Origin of the sequence: Chryseobacterium geocarposphaerae (assembly GCF_002797535.1) — a bacterium.
GTDB lineage: Bacteria > Bacteroidota > Bacteroidia > Flavobacteriales > Weeksellaceae > Chryseobacterium > Chryseobacterium geocarposphaerae.
On record NZ_PGFD01000001.1, the window covers coordinates 2,243,430 to 2,264,834 of the forward strand.

The 21,405-nt window shown below is 35.1% G+C and carries 19 protein-coding genes; 10 read left to right on the forward strand and 9 right to left on the reverse strand.

The window, feature by feature from the left end; genetic code table 11:
* Positions 1-38 precede the first annotated feature (38 nt).
* Positions 39-1,097 carry a Gfo/Idh/MocA family oxidoreductase gene (locus tag CLV73_RS10010; protein ID WP_100376677.1) on the reverse strand — a complete coding sequence of 353 codons (1,059 nt, stop codon included), beginning with the start codon at positions 1,095-1,097 and terminating at the stop codon, positions 39-41.
* 175 nt (positions 1,098-1,272) lie between these two features.
* On the opposite strand from CLV73_RS10010, the gene CLV73_RS10015 reads away from it, so the two are divergent.
* The 3 genes from CLV73_RS10015 (at position 1,273) to CLV73_RS10025 (ending at position 4,898) form a co-directional block, all read left to right on the forward strand.
* Positions 1,273-3,549 carry a TonB-dependent siderophore receptor gene (locus CLV73_RS10015; protein ID WP_100376678.1) on the forward strand — a complete coding sequence of 759 codons (2,277 nt, stop codon included), beginning with the start codon at positions 1,273-1,275 and terminating at the stop codon, positions 3,547-3,549.
* Between the two features lie 83 nt (positions 3,550-3,632).
* On the forward strand, positions 3,633-4,148 hold the full coding sequence (locus CLV73_RS10020) for a hypothetical protein (protein ID WP_100376679.1): 516 nt from the start codon (positions 3,633-3,635) through the stop codon (positions 4,146-4,148).
* Between the two features lie 159 nt (positions 4,149-4,307).
* Positions 4,308-4,898 (forward strand): hypothetical protein, encoded by a 591-nt coding sequence (locus CLV73_RS10025; RefSeq protein ID WP_100376680.1) that lies wholly within the window; start codon positions 4,308-4,310, stop codon positions 4,896-4,898.
* A gap of 90 nt (positions 4,899-4,988) precedes the next feature.
* Here the strand turns inward: CLV73_RS10025 and CLV73_RS10030 are convergent, their stop codons facing one another.
* The gene (locus tag CLV73_RS10030) at positions 4,989-5,624 is read right to left on the reverse strand and encodes a peroxiredoxin (RefSeq protein ID WP_100376681.1); all 636 of its coding nucleotides are present in this window, start codon (positions 5,622-5,624) and stop codon (positions 4,989-4,991) included.
* A gap of 97 nt (positions 5,625-5,721) precedes the next feature.
* On the opposite strand from CLV73_RS10030, the gene CLV73_RS10035 reads away from it, so the two are divergent.
* The gene (locus CLV73_RS10035; protein WP_100376682.1) at positions 5,722-6,606 is read left to right on the forward strand and encodes a mechanosensitive ion channel family protein; all 885 of its coding nucleotides are present in this window, start codon (positions 5,722-5,724) and stop codon (positions 6,604-6,606) included.
* A 45-nt stretch (positions 6,607-6,651) separates the two neighbouring features.
* On the opposite strand, the gene CLV73_RS10040 is transcribed toward CLV73_RS10035, so the two are convergent.
* The 6 genes from CLV73_RS10040 to CLV73_RS10065 form a co-directional block, all read right to left on the reverse strand.
* The gene (locus CLV73_RS10040; protein WP_100376683.1) at positions 6,652-8,850 is read right to left on the reverse strand and encodes a reprolysin-like metallopeptidase; all 2,199 of its coding nucleotides are present in this window, start codon (positions 8,848-8,850) and stop codon (positions 6,652-6,654) included.
* 276 nt (positions 8,851-9,126) lie between these two features.
* The gene (sucC, locus tag CLV73_RS10045; protein ID WP_066697176.1) at positions 9,127-10,317 is read right to left on the reverse strand and encodes an ADP-forming succinate--CoA ligase subunit beta; all 1,191 of its coding nucleotides are present in this window, start codon (positions 10,315-10,317) and stop codon (positions 9,127-9,129) included.
* A 131-nt stretch (positions 10,318-10,448) separates the two neighbouring features.
* A complete protein-coding gene (locus CLV73_RS10050; protein ID WP_100376684.1) occupies positions 10,449-11,726 on the reverse strand; it encodes a chloride channel protein in 1,278 nt (425 codons plus the stop codon).
* 141 nt (positions 11,727-11,867) lie between these two features.
* Positions 11,868-12,254 carry a DUF423 domain-containing protein gene (locus CLV73_RS10055; RefSeq protein WP_100376685.1) on the reverse strand — a complete coding sequence of 129 codons (387 nt, stop codon included), beginning with the start codon at positions 12,252-12,254 and terminating at the stop codon, positions 11,868-11,870.
* Between the two features lies 1 nt (position 12,255).
* Positions 12,256-13,326, reverse strand: a complete 1,071-nt coding sequence (locus CLV73_RS10060; RefSeq protein ID WP_100376686.1) for a hypothetical protein — start codon at positions 13,324-13,326, stop codon at positions 12,256-12,258.
* Positions 13,327-13,492: 166 nt separating this feature from the next.
* Positions 13,493-14,821: a hydroxymethylglutaryl-CoA reductase, degradative gene (locus CLV73_RS10065; RefSeq protein WP_100376687.1), complete on the reverse strand. Its 1,329-nt coding sequence runs from the start codon at positions 14,819-14,821 to the stop codon at positions 13,493-13,495.
* 91 nt (positions 14,822-14,912) lie between these two features.
* Between CLV73_RS10065 and CLV73_RS10070 the strand changes: the two genes are divergently transcribed.
* The 6 genes from CLV73_RS10070 (at position 14,913) to CLV73_RS10095 (ending at position 20,481) form a co-directional block, all read left to right on the forward strand.
* Positions 14,913-15,611, forward strand: a complete 699-nt coding sequence (locus CLV73_RS10070; RefSeq protein WP_100376688.1) for a 2'-5' RNA ligase family protein — start codon at positions 14,913-14,915, stop codon at positions 15,609-15,611.
* Positions 15,612-15,729: 118 nt separating this feature from the next.
* Positions 15,730-16,986 carry a putative DNA modification/repair radical SAM protein gene (locus tag CLV73_RS10075; RefSeq protein WP_100376689.1) on the forward strand — a complete coding sequence of 419 codons (1,257 nt, stop codon included), beginning with the start codon at positions 15,730-15,732 and terminating at the stop codon, positions 16,984-16,986.
* A 5-nt stretch (positions 16,987-16,991) separates the two neighbouring features.
* Positions 16,992-17,750 (forward strand): TIGR03915 family putative DNA repair protein, encoded by a 759-nt coding sequence (locus tag CLV73_RS10080; RefSeq protein WP_100376690.1) that lies wholly within the window; start codon positions 16,992-16,994, stop codon positions 17,748-17,750.
* Between the two features lie 159 nt (positions 17,751-17,909).
* A complete protein-coding gene (pfkA, locus tag CLV73_RS10085) occupies positions 17,910-18,896 on the forward strand; it encodes a 6-phosphofructokinase (protein WP_100376691.1) in 987 nt (328 codons plus the stop codon).
* Positions 18,897-18,926: 30 nt separating this feature from the next.
* Positions 18,927-19,931, forward strand: a complete 1,005-nt coding sequence (gene gap / locus CLV73_RS10090) for a type I glyceraldehyde-3-phosphate dehydrogenase (RefSeq protein ID WP_029295781.1) — start codon at positions 18,927-18,929, stop codon at positions 19,929-19,931.
* A gap of 76 nt (positions 19,932-20,007) precedes the next feature.
* Positions 20,008-20,481, forward strand: coding sequence for a hypothetical protein (locus CLV73_RS10095; protein ID WP_100376692.1), 474 nt, complete (start codon positions 20,008-20,010; stop codon positions 20,479-20,481).
* A gap of 48 nt (positions 20,482-20,529) precedes the next feature.
* On the opposite strand, the gene CLV73_RS10100 is transcribed toward CLV73_RS10095, so the two are convergent.
* Positions 20,530-21,297 carry a hypothetical protein gene (locus CLV73_RS10100; RefSeq protein WP_100376693.1) on the reverse strand — a complete coding sequence of 256 codons (768 nt, stop codon included), beginning with the start codon at positions 21,295-21,297 and terminating at the stop codon, positions 20,530-20,532.
* Positions 21,298-21,405 lie beyond the last annotated feature (108 nt).

Genomic DNA, 21,405 nt, shown 5'->3' on the forward strand with positions numbered 1-21,405 from the left:
ATAAAAAAGGTTCATGAAATTCCATGAACCTTTAACTTTTAATCCAGATGAATAACTTTACCTTCTTTAGAGCTTTTCTCTGCCGCCTCAATAATTTTCATATTCTGGATAATCTCATATCCTGGTGACGGTAAAGCATATCCAAAAACAATATACTCATAAACCTGCTGATAATAATTCATATAATTACCGGCTTCACTGGAAGTCAGGATTCTTTCAGTTTCTGAACTCTCGTTGATGTAATTTAAAATCCCATCAGTCTCTTTTAGTGGTTTAGTCCATTCTTTCCCATATACAGGAATGAATCCTGCCACCAGTTCATTTTCCTGATCGTCACTTCTTTCCTGCAAAAAACTTCCTTTATCTCCATGAAGAATATAAGCATAATGGGCTTCTTTGCTAAAAACCGAAGACTTTAATCTTACTCTAAGGTTATTGGGATAATATAGAAGGACTTCAAAGTAATCATTGGCAAATTCATTTCCTTTCATAGAAAAGATATCCGCAAATAGTTTCTCAGGATAGCCAAAAAACTGTGTTGCCTGGTCAATAAGATGCGATCCTAAATCATGTAAAGAACCAGAACCCATTTGTTCAGGGTTTTCCTTATGTTGCTTTCCGCTTGCTTCTGTTCTGAATCTGTCAAAACGTATTTCTACTTCTTTCAGATTTCCCAATCTATTTTCCTGAATGATCTTCTGTACCTGTAAATAGTCTCTGTCAAACCTTCTGTTCTGATACACACTAATGAACAATCCTTTTTCATCTGCCAGTTTCACCAATTCTTCGGCTTCAGCCAACGTTACGGTAAAAGGTTTTTCTACAATTACATTTTTACCCGCATTCAAGGCCATTTTTACGTATTCGAAATGAGTTTGAACCGGTGTATTGACTACAACCAATTCGATATCTGCATTAGCCAACATTTCTTCAACAGATCGATAAATAACAGCATCAGGATATTTTTCTTTGGAATCTTCTTTACTTCTCTCTACTACTCCCGACATAAAAAAGCCGGGATGTTCTTTTAAAAACGGAGCATGAAAAACTTTCCCACTCATTCCAAAGGCGCAAAGCCCTACTTTTACCAATTGCATACCATTATTTTTTAACAAAGATATTTATAAAAACATTTTAGAGATATTGATTGTTGCAAAATTTTAACATTTATTATGATAAAAATCAGTAATATTATTTTTAATAAATCTAAATAAAGACAAAAAAATATTTAGCTTTGCACCTTATTTAAAACTACTCTAAATAAAAATAAGAATGAAAAAGCAACTGGTAACTTTAGGACTATTGTTTACAGCGATATCTTTAGGTGCACAAATGAAAAACACCGAAGCTGACACAATCAGAATTCAGACTATTGAAGACGTGAATCTTCATAAAACTGGAAATCCCAATAAGGCAAAATCATCATCAATAAAGTCCAATCTGACCGTGATGGAAACGCCTCAACCAATTGCTATCGTTACCCACGAAATCATTGAACAGCAACAGGCTAAACAACTTAGCGATGTACTTCAAAATGTAAACGGAATGTATGTAACTTCTTCCAGAGGTAATTCTCAGGATAGTTTTGGAGGGAGAGGTTTCATTTTAGGTAATGATAATATTTTTAAAAATGGAGCAAGGGTAAACAGTGGTGTTTTTCCGGAAGTAAGCAGCTTGGAAAGAGTTGAAGTACTAAAAGGAGCAAACGCAATGCTTTACGGAAATACAGCTGCAGGAGGTGTTATCAACATGATCACAAAAAAACCAAAATTTAATTTTGGAGGAACCCTGGGAATGAATGCGGGTAGCTGGAATTCTTACAAACCAACTGTTGATATTTATGGACCTTTATCTAAAAATATCGCATTCAGAGTTAACGGAACTTACGAATATGCTGAAAGTTTTAGAGATGTTGTACAGTCTGAAAAATATTATTTCAATCCATCATTTTTATTTAATTTAAATGAAAAATCACAATTAATTGTAGAAGCAGATTATCTTAAAAATAATTTTACTCCTGATTTTGGAATCGGATCGATTACGAATAAAGATTTAAGCTATTCAATGGTAGATACCTTACCTAGAAGTACTTTCTTTGGAACTGATTGGCAATACCAGGATGTGCAACAGGCTTCAACAAACGTTACATTCAATCATCAGATTAATGATAAGTGGACATTAAATGCTTCTGCATCATATCAAAATTATACGAAAGACTACTTCTCTACAGAAAGAGTTCAGTGGGTATATGCAACACCAACTGCAACCCGCTTATCATGGACGACACCATTCAACAAAACTTATAATGAACAAAACTATGGTTCTGCACAGGTAAATCTAAATGGTGAATTCAATACCGGAAAAATAAATCACAAAGTATTATTTGGAACGGATGCTGATTACAGCCAATCTGATTCATATGCTTATACTTTGAAAAATGCTCCAACAAATGTATTATACTTAGATGATCCAAGTTCTTGGGATAATGGAAGTTTAGAAATGCCAGAATCTACTTTAAATACCAATACAAGAACAAGAACAAGAAGAATTGGAGTATACGCTCAAGATTTCATAAGCCTTACAAAAGAATTTAAAGTAATTGCAGGTTTAAGATGGTCATATGTAGAAAATATGCCAAGTTTGTTAACTCGTTTCACACTTAATGAAAAAATTGAAGTAGCAAATTCAGCAACATCTGATAATGCAATTTCGCCAAAAATAGGGTTGGTTTATGCACCAAATGATAATCTTTCTGTATTTGCAACTTATACAAATTCATTTGTTACAAATGCTGGATATACATCTAATGAACTTGAAAATCTAAATACAAGCGGAACACTAGCACAAGTAAGATCAAGAGTAGATAACTTACCAAAACAAGCTATAAAGCCAACCACTGTTGATCAGTACGAAATTGGTGCAAAGAAAAACATTTGGAATAATGCATTGGCTATTAATCTGACACTATACCAAATCATGTATAATAATTATTATCAAAATTATTTCTATGTTGATAATTCCAATGCTATACAAACTCCGGATACCAATTTGAAAGAATTTGCTGGGAAAATGAGAAGCCGCGGTGTTGAATTAGATATTACAGGTAATCCAAACGAAAACATCTCAATTATCGGAGGTTTCTCTTACAACAACTCAGTTTACATCGATACTCCGGAAAAAGGATATGTTGAAAAACAAAGATTAGTAAGAACTCCTGCTACAACAGCAAATGCATCAGTTTTCTATAAATTCACCAGTTATTTAAAAGGTTTAAAAGTTGGAGCTGGTGTTTACTACATCGGTAACAGAATTGCTGGCTGGAATGACTCTAAATCTACAAACATAAGTAGAAATGGAGTAAGCAGAAGTTTTGAACTAAAAGATTACACTACAGTTTCATTATCGGCTGGCTACGAGTGGAAGAAATTCTCAATTCAAGGAAAAGTTGGAAACCTGTTTGATACTGTAAACTATAACGTTCACGAAAACTATTCTGTAAACCCTATTACACCAAGAAATTTCTATTTCACATTGACATATAAACTGTAAGATTAAATAATTTTTTCAGATAAAAGTGGAAGTTGCATTTTGCAGTTTCCACTTTGAACTTTATAAACAAAAATAATTAAGATATGGATAAGATTAAAGACACAAGAAGTTTCATGCGAGTTACCCACCGTTATCTGGGGTTCTTTCTTGCCGGCATTATGGCAGTTTATGCAATAAGTGGAGTTTTATTGATTTACAGAGACACTGATTTTCTAAAAAAAGAGAAGAAAATTGATAAAATCATTGCCAAAAACCTTTCTGAAAAAGAGCTTGGGAAAGAACTGAAACTTAGAAACCTTGAAGTAGAGAAAACAGAAGGCAGCGTTTTAAAATTCAAACAGGGAACTTATGATGCAGCTACTGGTGAGGCAAAATATACTAAAAAGGAGCTTCCTTTTGTACTGGATAAAATGACAAAACTTCACAAGTCGCAGTCTAAAGATTCCCTTTCCCCACTAAATACCTTTTTTGGAATTTCTTTATTTTTCTTTGTTATTTCTAGCTTCTGGATGTTTAATCCCAAGACAAAAGCGTTTAAACGCGGAATGATGTTTACCATTGTGGGGCTTATCGTTTCCATTATTCTTGTTTTTATATAAATTATAAAATCAATAAAAAAAGGTTCAAAAAATTATGTCTAATTTTCACTTGAGTTTGAGTAAATATTAAAAAATCACCTTAAAATGAGTTACATGGCATATTTATTGTTTTTAACAAATTATTAAGATAATAAACATTAATTATTAAAACGATAAAGTATGAAAAAACTAATTTTAGCAGGAATTTTTGCGATCGGTGGACTCACTGCAACAGTGAATGCTCAAATACAAAAAGGGAACTGGCTGGTAGGAAGCAGCCTTCTTTCCAGCAACTTCGGGCTTAATACAGGAGGTGGTTACAACATCTCTATTCAGCCGAAAGGAGCTTATTTTATTGAAGATAATGTAGCAGTCGGTGGTTATGTAAATCTTGGAATAAGCAAGGTAACTAACGGAAGCCCAACAAGATTTGATTATGCAGTTGGAGGTTTAGGACGTTATTATTTATCACCTGGAGAAAAAGGTGTTGATAATCTTCTTAACCATGGAAGATGGTTCTTTGAAGGTAATGTGGGAATTGGAGGATCTTCCGTAGAAAACGGAAACTCAACTACAGGTCTTGATTTTGGAGTTGGGCCAGGGTATTCTTACTTTATTACACCTAACATCGGGTTAGAAGGTTTAGTAAAATATCAGGGACAGGCAGGATTCGGAAATGAAGGATTGAATTCCAATATTACTTTTAATGTAGGCTTCAGTATTTATATTCCGACATCAAAAGCAAAACAAGTAATCAGAGAAGCTAACTAATGTTTCTTTATTAAATATAGTAAAAGCGGCCCGGAAATTCCGGGCCGCTTTTCGTACAAATTAAAACTAAACTATAAAAAATCAAATAAATCATGTATTAGGTTGGGGTGTATATCTCAGATATGGCTTGATTTCCCTTACCCCTTTTGGGAATATTTTTTTAGCCTCCTCAGTGGAAACTGCCGGTGGAATAATAACATCTTCACCGTTTTTCCAATTAACCGGAGTGGCAATCTTATGAGAATCTACCAATTGTAGAGAATCTAAAACCCTTATAATCTCATTAAAGTTTCTTCCTGTAGACGTAGGATACGTAATAATCAATCTTACTTTTTTATCAGGGTCAATAATCAATAAAGAACGAACCGTTGCTGTTGCCGAGGCATTCGGATGTATAAAGTCATACAATTCAGAAATTTTCCGGTCTTTATCCGCTATAATGGGGAATTCCACTTCTGTATTCTGGGTTTCATTAATGTCTTTTATCCAGTTTTGATGGTCTTCTACTCCATCCACACTTAAAGCAATCGTTTTTGTGTTCCTCTGTTCAAACTCAGATTTCAGCTTTGCTGTAAAGCCAAGTTCTGTAGTACATACCGGGGTATAATCTGCAGGATGAGAGAATAAGATTCCCCAGGAGTTTCCAAGAAAATCATAAAAATTCAAATTCCCGATGGTAGACTCTGCATTAAAGTCTGGTGCTATATCTCCTAGTTTAATCGACATATTAATTTGTTTTATTAGTCTACAAATTTAGTAGACTTTTTGAGACTGGCAAAATTTTTGTTGAAAATTTCTAAAAAAAATTTAATTTTGAATTTCTATGGAGAAAACAGGCTTAAGATATGTAGATGTTGTATACAGGGTTTTGGAAAACTGGTACTTAACTTTTGCTGAACTCACCCCAAAACTGATCGTAGGAGTTATTGTATTTTCCTTTTTCCTTTTTACCAGCAAATATCTCAGCCAAATAGCGGTAAGACTTTTCCATAAATTTTTCCCAAAAAGCCAAAAAGAAAGTTCCCTTGTCGCTTTAATCAGCGTTTTCAGATTTTTAATTATGGTGATGGGAACATTTATCACATTAGAAATCATGGGCTTCAGTGGTTTTCTCTGGAAGTTTATCGGAAGTTTAGGAGTAGCCGGGGTAATTGCCGGGGTTGCATTGAAGGACTTAGTTTCCAGTATATTTTCAGGGATGCTGATTGGAATTGATAAAGCGTATAAAGTCGGCGATTACATTACTATAGGAACGCACTCAGGAACGGTGCAGGAAATTGGTTTTCTAACCACTAAAATCCTTACTGATGACGGAAAGAAGGCATACATTCCGAACCAGGTTGTTTTTAATGCTCCATTTTACAATATTACAGCTTCTCCTCAGCGAAGAATTATTTTAAATTTCGAAATTCCAGCTGATGAAGACATCAGCAAAGCTCAAAAAGGAATTTTAGAGGTTGTCAAAAACCTTGAAAACGTAGACCGCCTGGATAGCGTGGAAGTTATTTTCACGGACTTAAAACAGGGTGTTTTCAATCTGCAGGCAAAATTCTGGATGAAGATAGGGGCTAATATGGTTCAGCTCAAAAGCGAAGCCTACTTAAAAATAAAAGAGCGCCTGGATGCAGACGAAATTCAGCTGGTAACTCCAACAAGCATAAGCATCACAAATGGAGAAGCCGGTATCAATGAAAATCATGATAAATAAAAAAAAAGCAGTCGAATCGACTGCTTTTTTATTGAGGACTTAAATTTACTTTCCGATAATTAGCTTTTCAGTTACTTTCTCTCCATTTTCTAAAGCAATTGAAATCAAATAATTTCCACTTGTAAGATCATTAACTTTCAATTTTGTTTCACCTTTAAAGCTTCCATTTTTCACCAATCTTCCGGAAGCATCAAATAATGAATAATCAGCTTTTTGTGATTGATTTTTTAATTTAATATTTACTACATCATGAGAAGGATTAGGGTAGATTGAGAAGCCACTCTTTATTTCAGATTCTGAAGTTCCCAACGATTGAGTGATTGAGAAGTTTGAAGAATTTACTGCAAAATAGATATTATTAAGTGCTTTTACCATAATTCTTGCTGAGGCAACATTTTCATTAGGCAGTATCACAGATGCAGATCCGTTATTCGGAACACTTGCAGCCAACACTGTATTAAAAGTCAGACCTCCGTCTTTAGAAAGTAAAATCGTTACATTTTGAGTATTGATCGTTCCCGTATTGGTTCCTGCAACATTCCATGTAATATTGGTTGCTGTACCTCCAACATATGCTATATTACTCGTATGTGAAGAAACAGTGAAAGGGCCGTCATTAGTAACGGTTACTACCATTGCATCTCTTGCTGCCTGATTTCCTGTTGCTTTATTATCATTAACCAGCAAAGAGAAATTCAACGTTCTTGCAACACTTGGTGTAACCTCCCATTTTGGAATAAGGTTATTGGCAATTACAGAACTTAACATAGGAAAATATCTTGAAGGAGAAGTTGTTGGTAACAAAGAGCGATATACAGGACCCGCCGTTGCTGTAGAAACCGGAGGCTGAGTATTTGACGTATTATCATATTGTTCCCATAAATAAGTGATCGGATCTCCGTTAGGATCGGTACCAGTTCCTGTTAAAACAAAGGCCGTTCCATTAGGGATAATATAATCAGCTCCTGCATCTGCAGTTGGAACCAGATTATTATTAGAAACTTTCGCCGAACAATCTGTCGGTCTTTGTAGCACAGCATACATTTCTTGCACATTCGCAGCATGAAAATAAGCATCACTATTATTTTGAACATTGTTTGTTGATCCACAAATTCCTGCATAGGCCATAATAGTGCTGCCACTACCTGGTTCATATGCTGTAGGGTTGTTGGCATTCCCACTGCATGAACCAGTATTAGCTCTGAACGTATGGTTTCCACCAAACTGATGTCCCATCTCATGCGCAACATAATCGATATCAAAGGGATCACCAACCGGAGCACCTGAACCGGTAACTCCTCTTGCTTTATTTGATGTACATACTGATCCTAAATAGGCAACACCACCTCCACCGGTACTGAAAACATGGCCAATATCGTAATTAGCAGTCCCTATTACAGTATTGATATTAGTCTGATTTTGACCTAACATTGTAGATCCATCGTTATTTGTATAAGGATCAGTAGCAGCATTAGTATAAATCAATAAACTATTATTGGCTATCATTACCATGGTAGAGGATATTGTTTTTTCGTAAACACCATTTACTCTAGTCATCGTTGTAGCCATTGCAGCAAGCGCGCCTGCCACTGTTCCTCCATGAAAAATTGTATATTCTCCTGTTGCCGCTAAAGCCAATCTATATGTTCTGAATTGCCCATCAGAAACCAAGGGTGCTTTACTAGCAGATCCATTATTTTTTAAATTATCAAGTTCATTTTCAACATGACATTCAAAAAGTCGGTCATTTTTAGGTAAATCTTTTCTTTTATACAGGATGAAGGAAGAATGATCTTTTGTGTAACTATCCAGATAGCTTATTTCCCAATTGTCAAAATACATTACACTGATCCCTGTCTGCGGTGTAAGACTGAAACGGATCGAGTTTTCCGGGTGACCTTTTTGCCATCCAACATACGAGCGAATCTCCGGAAATTTAGCCTGTAACTCAGGCTCCATTACAGGGGCTTCTTGAATAATATAATCTCTTATTTTTCCGTCTGAATCGGGAAATTTAATAACTAAACTTTCGTCTTTGGAAAAACGTTGTGGAGCACTTTTAAGATCAGCTTTTATTTTGTCTAAATCCAGCTGATACAAAGAAAAAGCAGTAGGTGTCGTCCATCTTGGACTTAAATCTTCTCTACTTACTTTTTGATCTTTGAGTTTTGTCCAATAATTCTGCTGGCTAAATGCCTGCACCGCTATTAAAAGACACGAAACAATAAATGGTTTAGTTTTCATGATCGTAATTTATATATTAATATTAGTGGCTGATTGGTTTCTCTTATTTTAAAAGATTAACTACTTATTATTATGGCGTAATAAAAAGAAAATCCTTGCTTATAATAAATAATAAAAGAGAATAATTAGGAAATAAAAAGGAAAAACCATAAAGGATATTCATTTTAAAACCCAATTATTGTAAAAATAATAATTTAAAAATGAATACATTACATTTTAACAAAAAAAACCGTTCCAAAAAATGAAACGGTTTTAAGCTTTATATAAAATTTTAGATTAAGCTAAAACTTCTTTTACTTTGTTGGCTGCTTCTTCCAAAGTAATTGCAGAATGAACAGGAAGTCCAGACTCGTCAATTAATTTTTTAGCTTCTACAGCATTAGTTCCCTGCAATCTTACGATCAATGGAACAGGAAGGCTTCCCATCGCTTTGTAAGCATCTACAACCCCCTGAGCAACTCTGTCACATCTTACGATACCTCCGAAGATGTTGATTAGGATTGCTTTTACGTTCGGATCTCTTAAGATGATTCCGAAAGCAGTCTGTACTCTTTGAGCATCTGCAGTACCTCCTACGTCAAGGAAGTTAGCAGGGTTACCACCTGATAATTTGATGATATCCATAGTTGCCATTGCAAGACCAGCTCCGTTTACCATACAAGCAACGTTACCATCAAGTTTTACGAAATTAAGACCTGCTTCACCAGCTTCAACATCCATTGGATCTTCTTCTCTTGTATCTCTAAGTTCAGCTAAATCTTTGTGACGGAATAATGAGTTATCATCCAAAGTTACTTTAGCATCTACAGCGATAATCTTGTTATCAGAAGTTTTCAAAACCGGGTTGATTTCGAAAAGAGATGCATCAATACCTGTATAAGCATTGTAAAGAGAACCGATGAATTTTACGAATTCTTTGAAAGCATTCCCTTCAAGACCTAGGTTGAAAGCAATTTTTCTAGCCTGGAAACCTTGAAGACCTAAAGCAGGATCAATGATTTCTTTGTGGATTAAGTGAGGTGTTACTTCAGCAACGTGCTCAATATCCATACCACCTTCAGTAGAATATACGATTGTATTTTTACCTTCAGCTCTGTCTAATAGAATAGAAACATAAAATTCTTTAGTTTCTGACTCTCCCGGATAATATACATCCTCTGCAACCAAAACAGAATTTACTTTTTTACCTTCAGCAGAAGTTTGTGGAGTTACCAACTGCATTCCGATGATGTTCTGAGCGTTTTCCTTAAGCTTATCCATGTTTGGAGAGAACTTTACACCACCACCTTTACCACGACCACCTGCGTGGATCTGAGCTTTTACTACCCACCCTTGAGCGCCAGTTTCAGCCGTTAGTTTTTCAGCAGCAGCTACCGCTTCATCTACGTTGTTTGCTACGAAACCACGTTGGATTGCTACTCCATACTTTGATAAAATCTCTTTTGATTGATACTCGTGAAGATTCATATTATTTTTATTATTTTATTTTAAAATTTAAAGGTTGACAAATTTACTAAAAAGACACGGAAGTTCAAGTTTATTGACTTAAAAATTAAAGCTCGTCTGACTTGATTTTTAACATATCCTTTAAATTCACTTTATTCTTCGGATAATTTCTCAGATTGAGATCCGATAAACGGGATTTTTGGAGCCAGAAAATAACCGGTTAAGCTTGCAAAAAGTATTGGAACAAAATAGGTAAAACCTGTTAAAGTCCCCAGAATGATCGTTGTGCTCATTGGTGTTCTTGTGACACAGGCATTAATGGCAGCCATACAGCTTACAATAGCCAATGTAGTATCTATCGTTGGAAATAAGTTATGAATAATTAACCCCAAAGTTGTTCCTACAAAGAAAAGAGGAATAATAAAACCACCTCTCCATCCTGAAGTTACAGTAATTGCTATTGCTAAAATTTTGAAAACTAAAACAACAATTAAAAAACTCAGCGCAAAATTTCCGTTGATTAACTGGTTGATTTCATTATGTCCGAAATATCTTGTAATGGGAAAATAAAAAGCAATGATTCCCAGTATAATTCCACCTACCAAAGTTTTAATGTAAATCGGGAGTTTTCTGTATTCAAAAACCCTTTTGAAAAACTTAACCACAAAAATAAAAATCCAGCCAAATAAAGTTCCTACCGCACCGAAAGCAGTAGCATAAGCAAAATCGTAAACTCCAGTATAATGATAAGCCTTCAGATCCCAGGTCGCTCCAATTCCCAAATGGATGATCAGAGCAAACATCACATAGCTGAAACAGCTCGCCACCAATGCAGGAATAATGGCTCTATAGTATTCAACAGCATGTTTATGATGAAGAATTTCCAGTGAGAATAAGCTTCCTCCAAGCGGAGCCCCGAAAAGTGCAGTGAAACCCGACGCCATTCCCGCAATACTCAAAGAACGCAACTCTTCACCTTTCAATCTGAATATTTTTCCCAGCCAGGTTCCTGTAGAGCCCGTCACCTGAACCAAAGGAGCTTCCGGACCTAAACTTCCACCCGATGCTACACAAAAAAGCGATGACAAAATCATGGAAGGATTATTTTTCGGATCCAATTTTCCTTTATTAAACCTGATATTGTTAACAATCAGATGAATTTCTCCCGGATCACCGATAAAGTGAATGACTAAACCCGCCAGTAAACCGCAAATTGCCATCGTCGGAATTACCATCCAACCCTGAAATTCGGCTAAAAATTCTGTAAAGTGTTCCAGAACAATCCAATAAAGCCCGGCAATAATCCCGCCAACCAATCCTGTAATCGCCCACACAAAAAAAGTACGGCTGAATACAAAAGGATTGAATCTGATGGGCTGATCCAAAAGATTAAATGTTTTGATGAGTCTTCGTCTTCTATTGATTCTCATTTTAATTCATTAAATATTAAGATCATCATTTGTTTTTAATATTTTCGAATTTTGAAATGCTTAATTGAAATACTTCAAGAACCTCAGCATGACATCGCTAATACTACGTGCTTTGACGCTCGCTTCGCTCGCTCCTCCATTTTAAATTCTGTCTTTCGCAAAATGGAAAATCAGCATCAACCAGCTTAGAATCATTAATAATCCTCCGAGCGGTGTAATCGGTCCTAAAAATTTAAGATTTACACCAAAATAATCTTGTAGACTCAGGAAATAAATACTTACTGAGAATAAAAATGTTCCGGCAATCATTAAAATTGAGGTCCATTTTTCTGATGAAGTTTCAAACTTCAAAATGTAGCCGATAATTAATAAGAAAAATGCAGCATACATTTGATATCTTACTCCTGTTTCAAAACTTTCCAGTCTCTCCACAGATAAAATTTTCTTCAAGGCATGTGCTCCGAATGCACCAAGAATTACGGAAAGCATTCCGTAAACTGCTCCAAAAACTAAAGTAACTGTTTTCATTTTATAATTCTTCTAATTCTAGTTTCAAATATTTTTTTGTTTTATAATCCTGCCAGGTTCCAACAATAGTGTTGCCTTTCAGCTCCGCTTCTACTAAAGCTCTAAAAATCCATTGGTTGGTTTCTTCACTATAGTAATCATTTTCTATTATAGAGATATGATTTCCTTTGATGTTGCCATTCCATTCAATCAGCTTTTTAGTTTTATCATACCAGTACTTTGCAGAAAAAGAACCATCTTGATACACCTTGCCGATCAAAACTGTGATGGGGTATTTGCCATCAATTTTTCCTTTATATAATTTATTGCTAAAACTCGTTCTGTCAGTTTTTTCCGAATCTGACAGCAAATTTTTCGCATAAGGACTCCAGTATTTTTCCAACTGTTTATAAGGAAACTCTACAACATGACTTCCTAAATCATCCAACGCTCTCATCGCATGATTCGAGCATCTTCCGGCAACAAAGGTTAATTTATCTTTGCTGAAACGATATTCAATATCTTCCAAAGTAAAATCCATGAAACAATCTTCGTAAATAGCAATCTGATCTGCCACTTCTTCCGACGGATTCTTCTCAGATTTTAACTGAGCAAGAAAATCACCGACCTCTTTTTTAATACTTTTCTGAATTAAATTTTCAACCGTTTTCACGGAACCGGATTGAAATAAATCTTTAGCGTTAATAAAATTTCCCGTTCTCAGATCAAAATTCTTCCAGATTGAAAAACCTTCAGGATAAGCGCCTGAAGCTTCTCCATCTAACGCAAGACTCAATATGTTTTTTGGTGTCTCCAGCTTTTCCCAACTATAAAAATAGACATAATTGGAATAGGAAGTCTTTCCCGTAGAAACCAGCTTAAATGGATTTTCTGAAGATCCGGGAATGTATTCCAACTGGTCAACCTGCAAAAAGGTATTGATTTTATTTTCCACTCTGGGATTTACAGCATAAGAAATCACCGGAAAAACAGTGTCTTCAGATTTTGGAGGCAAATCCTTAATGGTTAAACTTTTCTGTTGTGAAAAACTTAAGCCGGAAATCAGCAGAAAAAATATAATTTTCTTTTTCACTATGCAGGATGTAAAAAATATGAAGTTAGCTTGCCAATCAGTATTACAACCCCTAAAATGATAAACATGATAGCAAATCTTTTAGAACTTCTGAATCCGGGATGATTGGTTTTCTTTAAAAACAAACCAAAGATTAAGAAGATAATGGCAAAAATAATTTGTAGCATTACTGACCTCTCATTCTGTTAAACTCATTGATCACTTCATGATGGCTTACCGTTTTATCCTTGAAATACGTCACAAAATGCTGCTTTTCGTCTTCTGTTGCTCCTAATTGGTTCAAAATATTCAATAAGTGCATTTTCATATGACCTTTCTGAATGCCGGTGGTGATCAAAGAACGTAGTGCTCCAAAATTCTGAGCGAGACCGGAAACCGCCAAAATACTCATCAATTCCTGCGCAGAAGGCTTTCCAAGAAGTGCCAAAGAAAATTTAACCAACGGATGAAGATTCGTTAAGCCACCTACAACCCCAACAGAAATCGGCAGGTCGATCCAGAATCTGAAAATCCCATTGTCGATTGTACAATGCGTTAAAGAAGAATATTTTCCGTTTCTTGCTGCATAAGCGTGTGCACAAGCTTCCGTTGCTCTAAAATCGTTCCCTGTAGCAATTACAACAGCGTCTACTCCATTCATAATTCCTTTATTGTGAGTGGTAGCACGGAAAGGCTCAATCTCAGCAATGGTTACCGCCTGCTTGAATTTCCAGGCAAACTCTTCATTGGGAATTCCGCTGTCATCTTTTAAATCTTCTATCTTACAGGAAACCTCAGCTCTTACGATACAATCCGGTGTAAAATTGGAAAGGATATTCATCACGATCTGCAGAGAATTCTTCTCTTCCTGCGAAAAATCTTCACTGATCGCAACTTCCTGTTTCAATGTTTTCCCGAACTGTTCCAGACAGGAATTAATAAAATTCGCGCCCATCGAATCTACCGTATCAAAACTTGCTTTGAGCTGATAATAATTTGGCATTTCGGAAGTTTTGTCGACTAATTTTATATCTAAAATTCCGCCACCGCGATTTCTCATATTCGCAGTAATGTCGTTGGTAGCCTCAATTAGTTTCTTCTTTAAATTAAAGTTGAAAAAATGAAGCAGTTTATGAGGTTCAACATTAAAAATAAAGTGGGTATGACCTAATTTTTCGTTGTTAATGATCGTTGTTTTAAAACCGCCTTTATCGATCCAGAACTTGGCAGCTTTGGAAGCCGCTGCAACCACCGAACTTTCTTCAACAGCCATTGGAAGCGCCAGAAGTTTTCCATCAATCAGGAAATTCGGGGCAATTCCGTAAGGCATATAAAAATTGGAAATCGTATTTTCCGAGAACTCTTCGTGAAGTTTTTGCAGGTCGTGGTTATTATTCCAATATTGTTGCAAAATCTGCTCGTAACTTCTGTCATTACTCAGGTATTCTGAAATAAGCCAGTCGATTTTTCTTTGTTTGGAAAGTTTTGAAAACCCTTCAACAGGTTGATGATTCATAGCAAAAATTTATATTCGTAAAGATAAGGATTTTGAAGGATTTTGATTGAATGACTTTTGTATATTTGTTTAATTGTATAGAATTTTGCTTATGATATTTGACATTGAATCTAAAAATATTTATGATGAACTTTATCAAAATTCAATTCAAAATATCCAAGGCGGAAAAAATGATATTGATTTTAATTTAGTTGATAAAAAAAATGATAAACGGCGTGGGATTACTTTATTGATAAGGCCTGATGAAGACATTAAAAATCAAATTACCAAGTTTCAAAAAGAACTATTTGAAATCGATGAAAATCAATATTATCAGCCTGAACCTGATTTACATATCACTGTGCTATCTGTTATTTCTTGTTATGATGGATTTGAATTAGATAAAATAGATATTGGAAGATATTCAGAAATTATTCAAAATTCTTTGATTAACAATAATGATTTCTTTATTACATTCAAAGGTGTAACGACTTCTACGAATGCAGTAATGATTCAAGGTTTTTGTACAAATAGCAGGCTAAGTGAAATCAGACAAAACCTAAGGAATAATTTTAAAAAATCGGATTTAGAAAATTCGATAGATTCCAGATATATTATTAAGACATCACATATAACTTCAGTCAGATTTATTACAAGATTGAAAAATCCAAAATCTTATTCACAAATAATAAACACATACAGAGAGTTCAACTTTGGTAATTTCAAACCTAAAGAATTTGAACTTGTATATAATGATTGGTATCAAACTAATGAAATTGTAAAAGTGCTAAAATCATTTTCGCTGAAGTAATATATTTGATATTCCTGTTAGTAACTTAATTGACAAAAACTATCGTATTTGTAATAAATTGGGCTTATTTTTGACGTAAATTGAACGCTATAACTATCACTCAAAACCGTCCAATGTTATGAACTTCGACCGCACAAAAGAAAAACTCGAAATACTTGCAGATGCAGCCAAGTATGATGTTTCGTGTTCTTCCAGCGGCGGAAAAAGAAAGAATAACGGTGGTTTGGGCGACAGCTCAGCCAGCGGAATTTGTCATACTTATACGGAAGACGGACGTTGTGTCTCGCTTCTCAAAATTCTTTTGACCAATCATTGCATTTACGATTGCATCTATTGTGTTTCCAGGAAATCAAATGATATCAAACGTGCCGCTTTTACAGTTGAAGAGGTCGTAGATTTAACCATTAGTTTTTACAGACGAAATTATATCGAAGGCTTATTTCTGAGTTCCGGAATTTTCAAAGATGCCGATACGACAATGGAACGCTTGGTTCGGGTTGCCAAAAAACTTAGAACCGAACATAATTTCAATGGCTATATTCATTTGAAATCAATTCCCGGAGCGAGTGACGATTTGATGAATGAAGCTGCACTTTACGCTGATAGACTTTCCGTAAACTTAGAAATTCCAACTGAATCTGGATTGAAATTATTGGCTCCTGATAAAAACCGTGAAGATATGCTTCAGCCTATGCGGATTGTTCAGAAAGGAATTCAACAATATAAAGATGAAAAGAAGATCATCAGAAGCACGCCGAAATTTGCTCCAGCCGGACAATCAACTCAAATGATTGTAGGCGCAACCAATGAAAATGACTTGCAAATCATCAAAGTGGCCGACCATTTTTACAAAAATTATGGAATGAAACGGGTTTATTACTCAGGTTATATTCCTGTAACGGTCGACAATCGCTTACCGGCAATTACGGCGGAAGTTCCTGTTTTACGAGAAAACCGTTTGTATCAGTCAGATTGGTTAATGCGTTTTTATGGTTTCAAAGCGGATGAAATTTTGGATTTTAATATGCCTTTTTTAGACTTGGAAGTTGATCCAAAATTAAGCTGGGCGTTGCGGCATCTCGACCAGTTTCCTGTTAATCTTCAAACAGCAGATTATAAAATGATTCTCAGAATTCCGGGAATCGGTGTAAAAACAGCACAGAAAATTGTAAGTGCAAGAAAATTCCAGGTTCTGAGCATAGACCATCTTAAAAAACTCGGCGCAGCAGTCAACCGTGCTAAATATTTTATTGATTTTACTTACGGAAATCCGTTTCTGAAACATTTAACCGATTTGAATTTGAGAAAATTAATTCTCAGTGGAAGTCAGTCGAAATTTCAGAATCAGTTTTCTCAGCAATTGACATTGTTTTAATTAAAATGACCACTCTTCTCTACGACGGCAGTTTCGACGGGCTTTTCACAGCGATATTTGAAGTTTTCGAGTATCGTTATCAGGATGTGGAAATCATGAACAGAGAAAATTTCCAACAGAAAAATATGTTTGCAGAAGTCCACGAGGTTGTTACCCAACAGGAAAAATCTGAAAGAGTTCTGAATAAGCTGGAAAAGAGTATCGGCAAATCAGGAATCAATGATTTGCTGCGCGTATATCTTTCGGAAGATAATGAATTGGAACAGCTGGTTTTATCAGTGGTGAGACAATCTGTGAAATTTCCCAATGATAATGTCCTGAAAAACTTCGCCAACGATGATATTTTGAAAATCTCCAAAATCTGCAAATCCGTAAGCAGAGAGAGGCACAGAATGACCGCTTTCGTAAGGTTTAAAAAAATGCAGGATGATGTTTTCTTTGCAAAAATTGATCCTGATTTCAATGTGTTGCCTCTGATTCGGAAACATTTTAAAGACCGATATGCCGATCAAAAATGGATGATATATGACCTGCGAAGACATTATGGTTTATTCTACGATTTGGAAAACTGTGAATTCTTTTATCCCGATGAAAAATTAGATTTAAATCAATACCAGGAGAAATTTCACGACGAAGAAAAAAAATACCAAACGCTCTGGCAAAGCTATTTTACCAAAACCAATATTAAGGAACGGAAAAATATAAAACTGCATATTCAGCACGTCCCGAAAAGATATTGGAAATATCTCACTGAGAAACATTAACTCTTACCTATCGATTATTATTAAATAAAAACAGAAAGATATATTTTTCAATCTTTCAAATTTTAGAACTTTTTAATCATTTATATTCAAATCTCCTATAAAGTTACTGCAATTATCTGAACTTGTTTTTGTAAATTTGTGTTCGAAATTTTTTACTAGATGAAAGAGAGTGCTGTAAAAAAAATTGCAGTTCTTACTTCAGGAGGAGATTCTCCGGGTATGAATGCAGCATTAAGGGCGGTAGTAAGGACCGCAAATTATTATAATATCGAGTGTTACGGAGTAAGAGAAGGCTACAATGGGCTAATCAATGATGATTTCCTGAAAATGGGACCTCGTTCCGTAAAAAATATAATCAACCAGGGTGGAACTATTCTGAAATCTGCCCGTTCCATGGAGTTTAAAACGAAAGAAGGCCGTCAAAAGGCTTATGATAACTGTGTAAAACATGGTGTCGATGCTTTGGTATGTATAGGAGGAGACGGAACTTTCACCGGAGCAAAAATCTTTAACGAGGAATTTGGAATCAGGGTAATCGGTGTTCCGGGAACTATTGATAATGATATTTTCGGAACTGATAACACCATCGGATATGACACTGCCTTGAATACGGCAATGGAAGCAATCGACAAAATCCGTGATACCGCAACTTCTCACAACAGGGTTTTCTTTGTGGAAGTAATGGGGCGCGACGCAGGATTTATCGCTTTGAACAGTGGATTGGCTTCCGGAGCTTTGGATATTTTAATTCCGGAAAGAAAAGACAGTATTGATGAACTTTTCGTTAATTTCAGAAATGCTGAAAGAACGGGAAAATCCTCCAGTATCGTTGTAGTAGCTGAAGGAGAGAAATTAGCCAACATTTATGAATTAGCCGAAAAAACCAAGGCTGAATTCCCTGATTATGACATCCGTGTTGCCATCTTAGGACATATCCAGAGAGGAGGTTCTCCAAGCTGCGCAGACAGAGTTTTGGCAAGCAGACTGGGTTACGGAGCCGTAACAGGATTAATGGAAGGACAAACCAACGTAATGGCAGGAATGCGTTCCAACGATCTGGTATATACACCCATCGAAGAAGCCATTAAAAAACACAATGAAATCAATAAAGATCTTTTACTGATTTCAGAAATTTTAGCAATCTAATATTTTTAATATAATTTAAAACAAACTATTATGTCAACAATCAAAGTAGGTATCAACGGGTTTGGTAGAATTGGACGTCTTGTTTTCAGAGCAATGACTGAAAGAGACAACATCGAAGTAGTGGGAATCAATGACCTTATCGATGCTACATACATGGCTTACATGTTAAAATATGATTCTGTACACGGGATTTTCCCAGGTGAGGTTTCTGTAGAAGGAAACGACCTTGTTGTAAACGGAAAAAGAATCAGAGTAACTGCTGAAAGAGACCCTAACAACTTGAAGTGGAACGAAATCGGTGCTGATTATATCGTTGAATCTACAGGTTTATTCTTAGATAAAGAAAATGCTGCAAAACACATCAACGCTGGTGCTAAGAAAGTAATTCTTTCGGCTCCTTCTAAAGATGATACTCCAATGTTCGTAATGGGTGTAAACCACACTGAACTTACTGACGATATCAAAATTTTATCAAATGCTTCTTGTACAACCAACTGTTTAGCTCCTTTAGCTAAAGTAATCCACGATAACTTCGGAATCGTAGAAGGTTTGATGACAACGGTACACGCTACAACTGCAACTCAGAAAACTGTTGACGGCCCTTCAATGAAAGACTGGAGAGGTGGTAGAGCTGCTCTAAACAATATCATCCCTTCTTCTACAGGTGCTGCTAAAGCGGTAGGAAAAGTAATTCCTTCATTAAACGGAAAATTAACAGGTATGTCTTTCAGAGTACCAACTGTTGACGTTTCTGTGGTAGATTTAACAGTAAGACTTGAGAAAGCTACTTCTTATGATGAAATCTGTGCTGCGATCAAAGCTGCTTCTGAAGGTGAATTGAAAGGTATTCTTGGATACACTGAAGATGCTGTAGTTTCTCAGGATTTCGTAGGAGACAAGAGAACTTCAATCTTCGATAAAGATGCTGGTATCATGCTTTCTCCTAACTTCGTAAAACTTGTTTCTTGGTATGACAACGAAATGGGATATTCTAACAAGTTAGTTGATATGTTAGTACACGCTGCTTCTTTATAATGAGTAATAAGCAATGAATAAAAAAACCTTCCGATTTGGAAGGTTTTATTTTTATCTTTAATATATAAATTAAACTATGGATTCAAAAGGGTTTCAGGAAAAATCGGGATTTCCAAAATCCATTCTTATCATCCTTGTTTTTCAATCTATTGTAACTACTTTAATTCTTCTTAAGGATAAAGAATCTCCCTGGGTTGTACTTTATGTAACAGTTCCTCTGATTCTAGTGTTTGCTTTTTCTTTTTTAAGATTACGTATTAATCAGAACTATTTTGAATACAGTTTTTTCCCTTTCACTTTTAAAACAACCAAGATCCCTTGGAATGAAATTCAAGAAATTCAATTTGTAAATACAGATCCTATTTCTGATTTTGGAGGTTGGGGAGTGAGGCTCTCAAAAAAATATGGTAAAGCTTTTATTACCGGAAATAATGAAATTATATTTTTAAAACTGAAAAATGGTAAAAAAAGATCGTTTACTATTAGGAATAAAGAAAAAATTTTAGACTTTTTTAATGAGAATAAAATATCTTTTATAAATAATAAATGAAATTATCCCTCATATGTACTTCAAGTAAAAACTAACAATCAATATTACTTATTGTACATCTTTCTTACTTCCCCCTCCTAAATCAACATTAAATAATTGATATCCCACACCAAACCCAAACCACAAATTACCATTATTTCTCCACTGATAATGTTTCTGATTATTAATTTGATCCACACCACAATAAATTCCAGCTTGAACCTTTTTATATTGTAGCATCACTCCAGTAAACATAGTTAAAGTTGCAGCATTTATATTCTCGTCCGCTCCGATTCCTAAAGAATTATTTGAATTCAGTTCTACACTTCCTAATCCTGCACCAATCTGTATATAATAATCTGTTGAATAAAATTTCCCTACTCTCCAATTTAATGTTGAACTCAAATTAAATTGTGCTTCAAATGTTTTTTCATCTTGAGGTCGGAATTTAAATGGTAAGGTTAATATCCCAACTGAGAAACGATCTGGAACCTCTGCTATTTTTTCAGCTTTGGCTAGAAACTCTTCTTTAGAGACATAAAAAAGTTTATAGTTATAATAACTCGCTTTAGATATTGATCCTTCAGATTCTTTAAATGGAGGATCAACTTTCAGCCCTATAGTATTACCTGAAATATCTACAATTTTATACTTTACTCCATCTTCCAAATAATTCGGATTATTTGTATCCTTATTATATATTTCAGTTTTCTTTACATCAGTACCTGTATGTTTTGCAGGAGCCTTGAAAGTAAATGGTTCCCCAATTTTTATTTCCTGTCCAGAAACCACTTGTGTCCATTCAAAAAGGAACAGCAATAAAATTTTTGTTCTCATGATATTTAGTTTAGTTATTAGAGTAACAAATCTCGGTTTTATTCTAACACAAAAAAATCACACTTTTGTGGTATTTTTAATAAAATTTTGGAAAAGGAAGCCATTAAG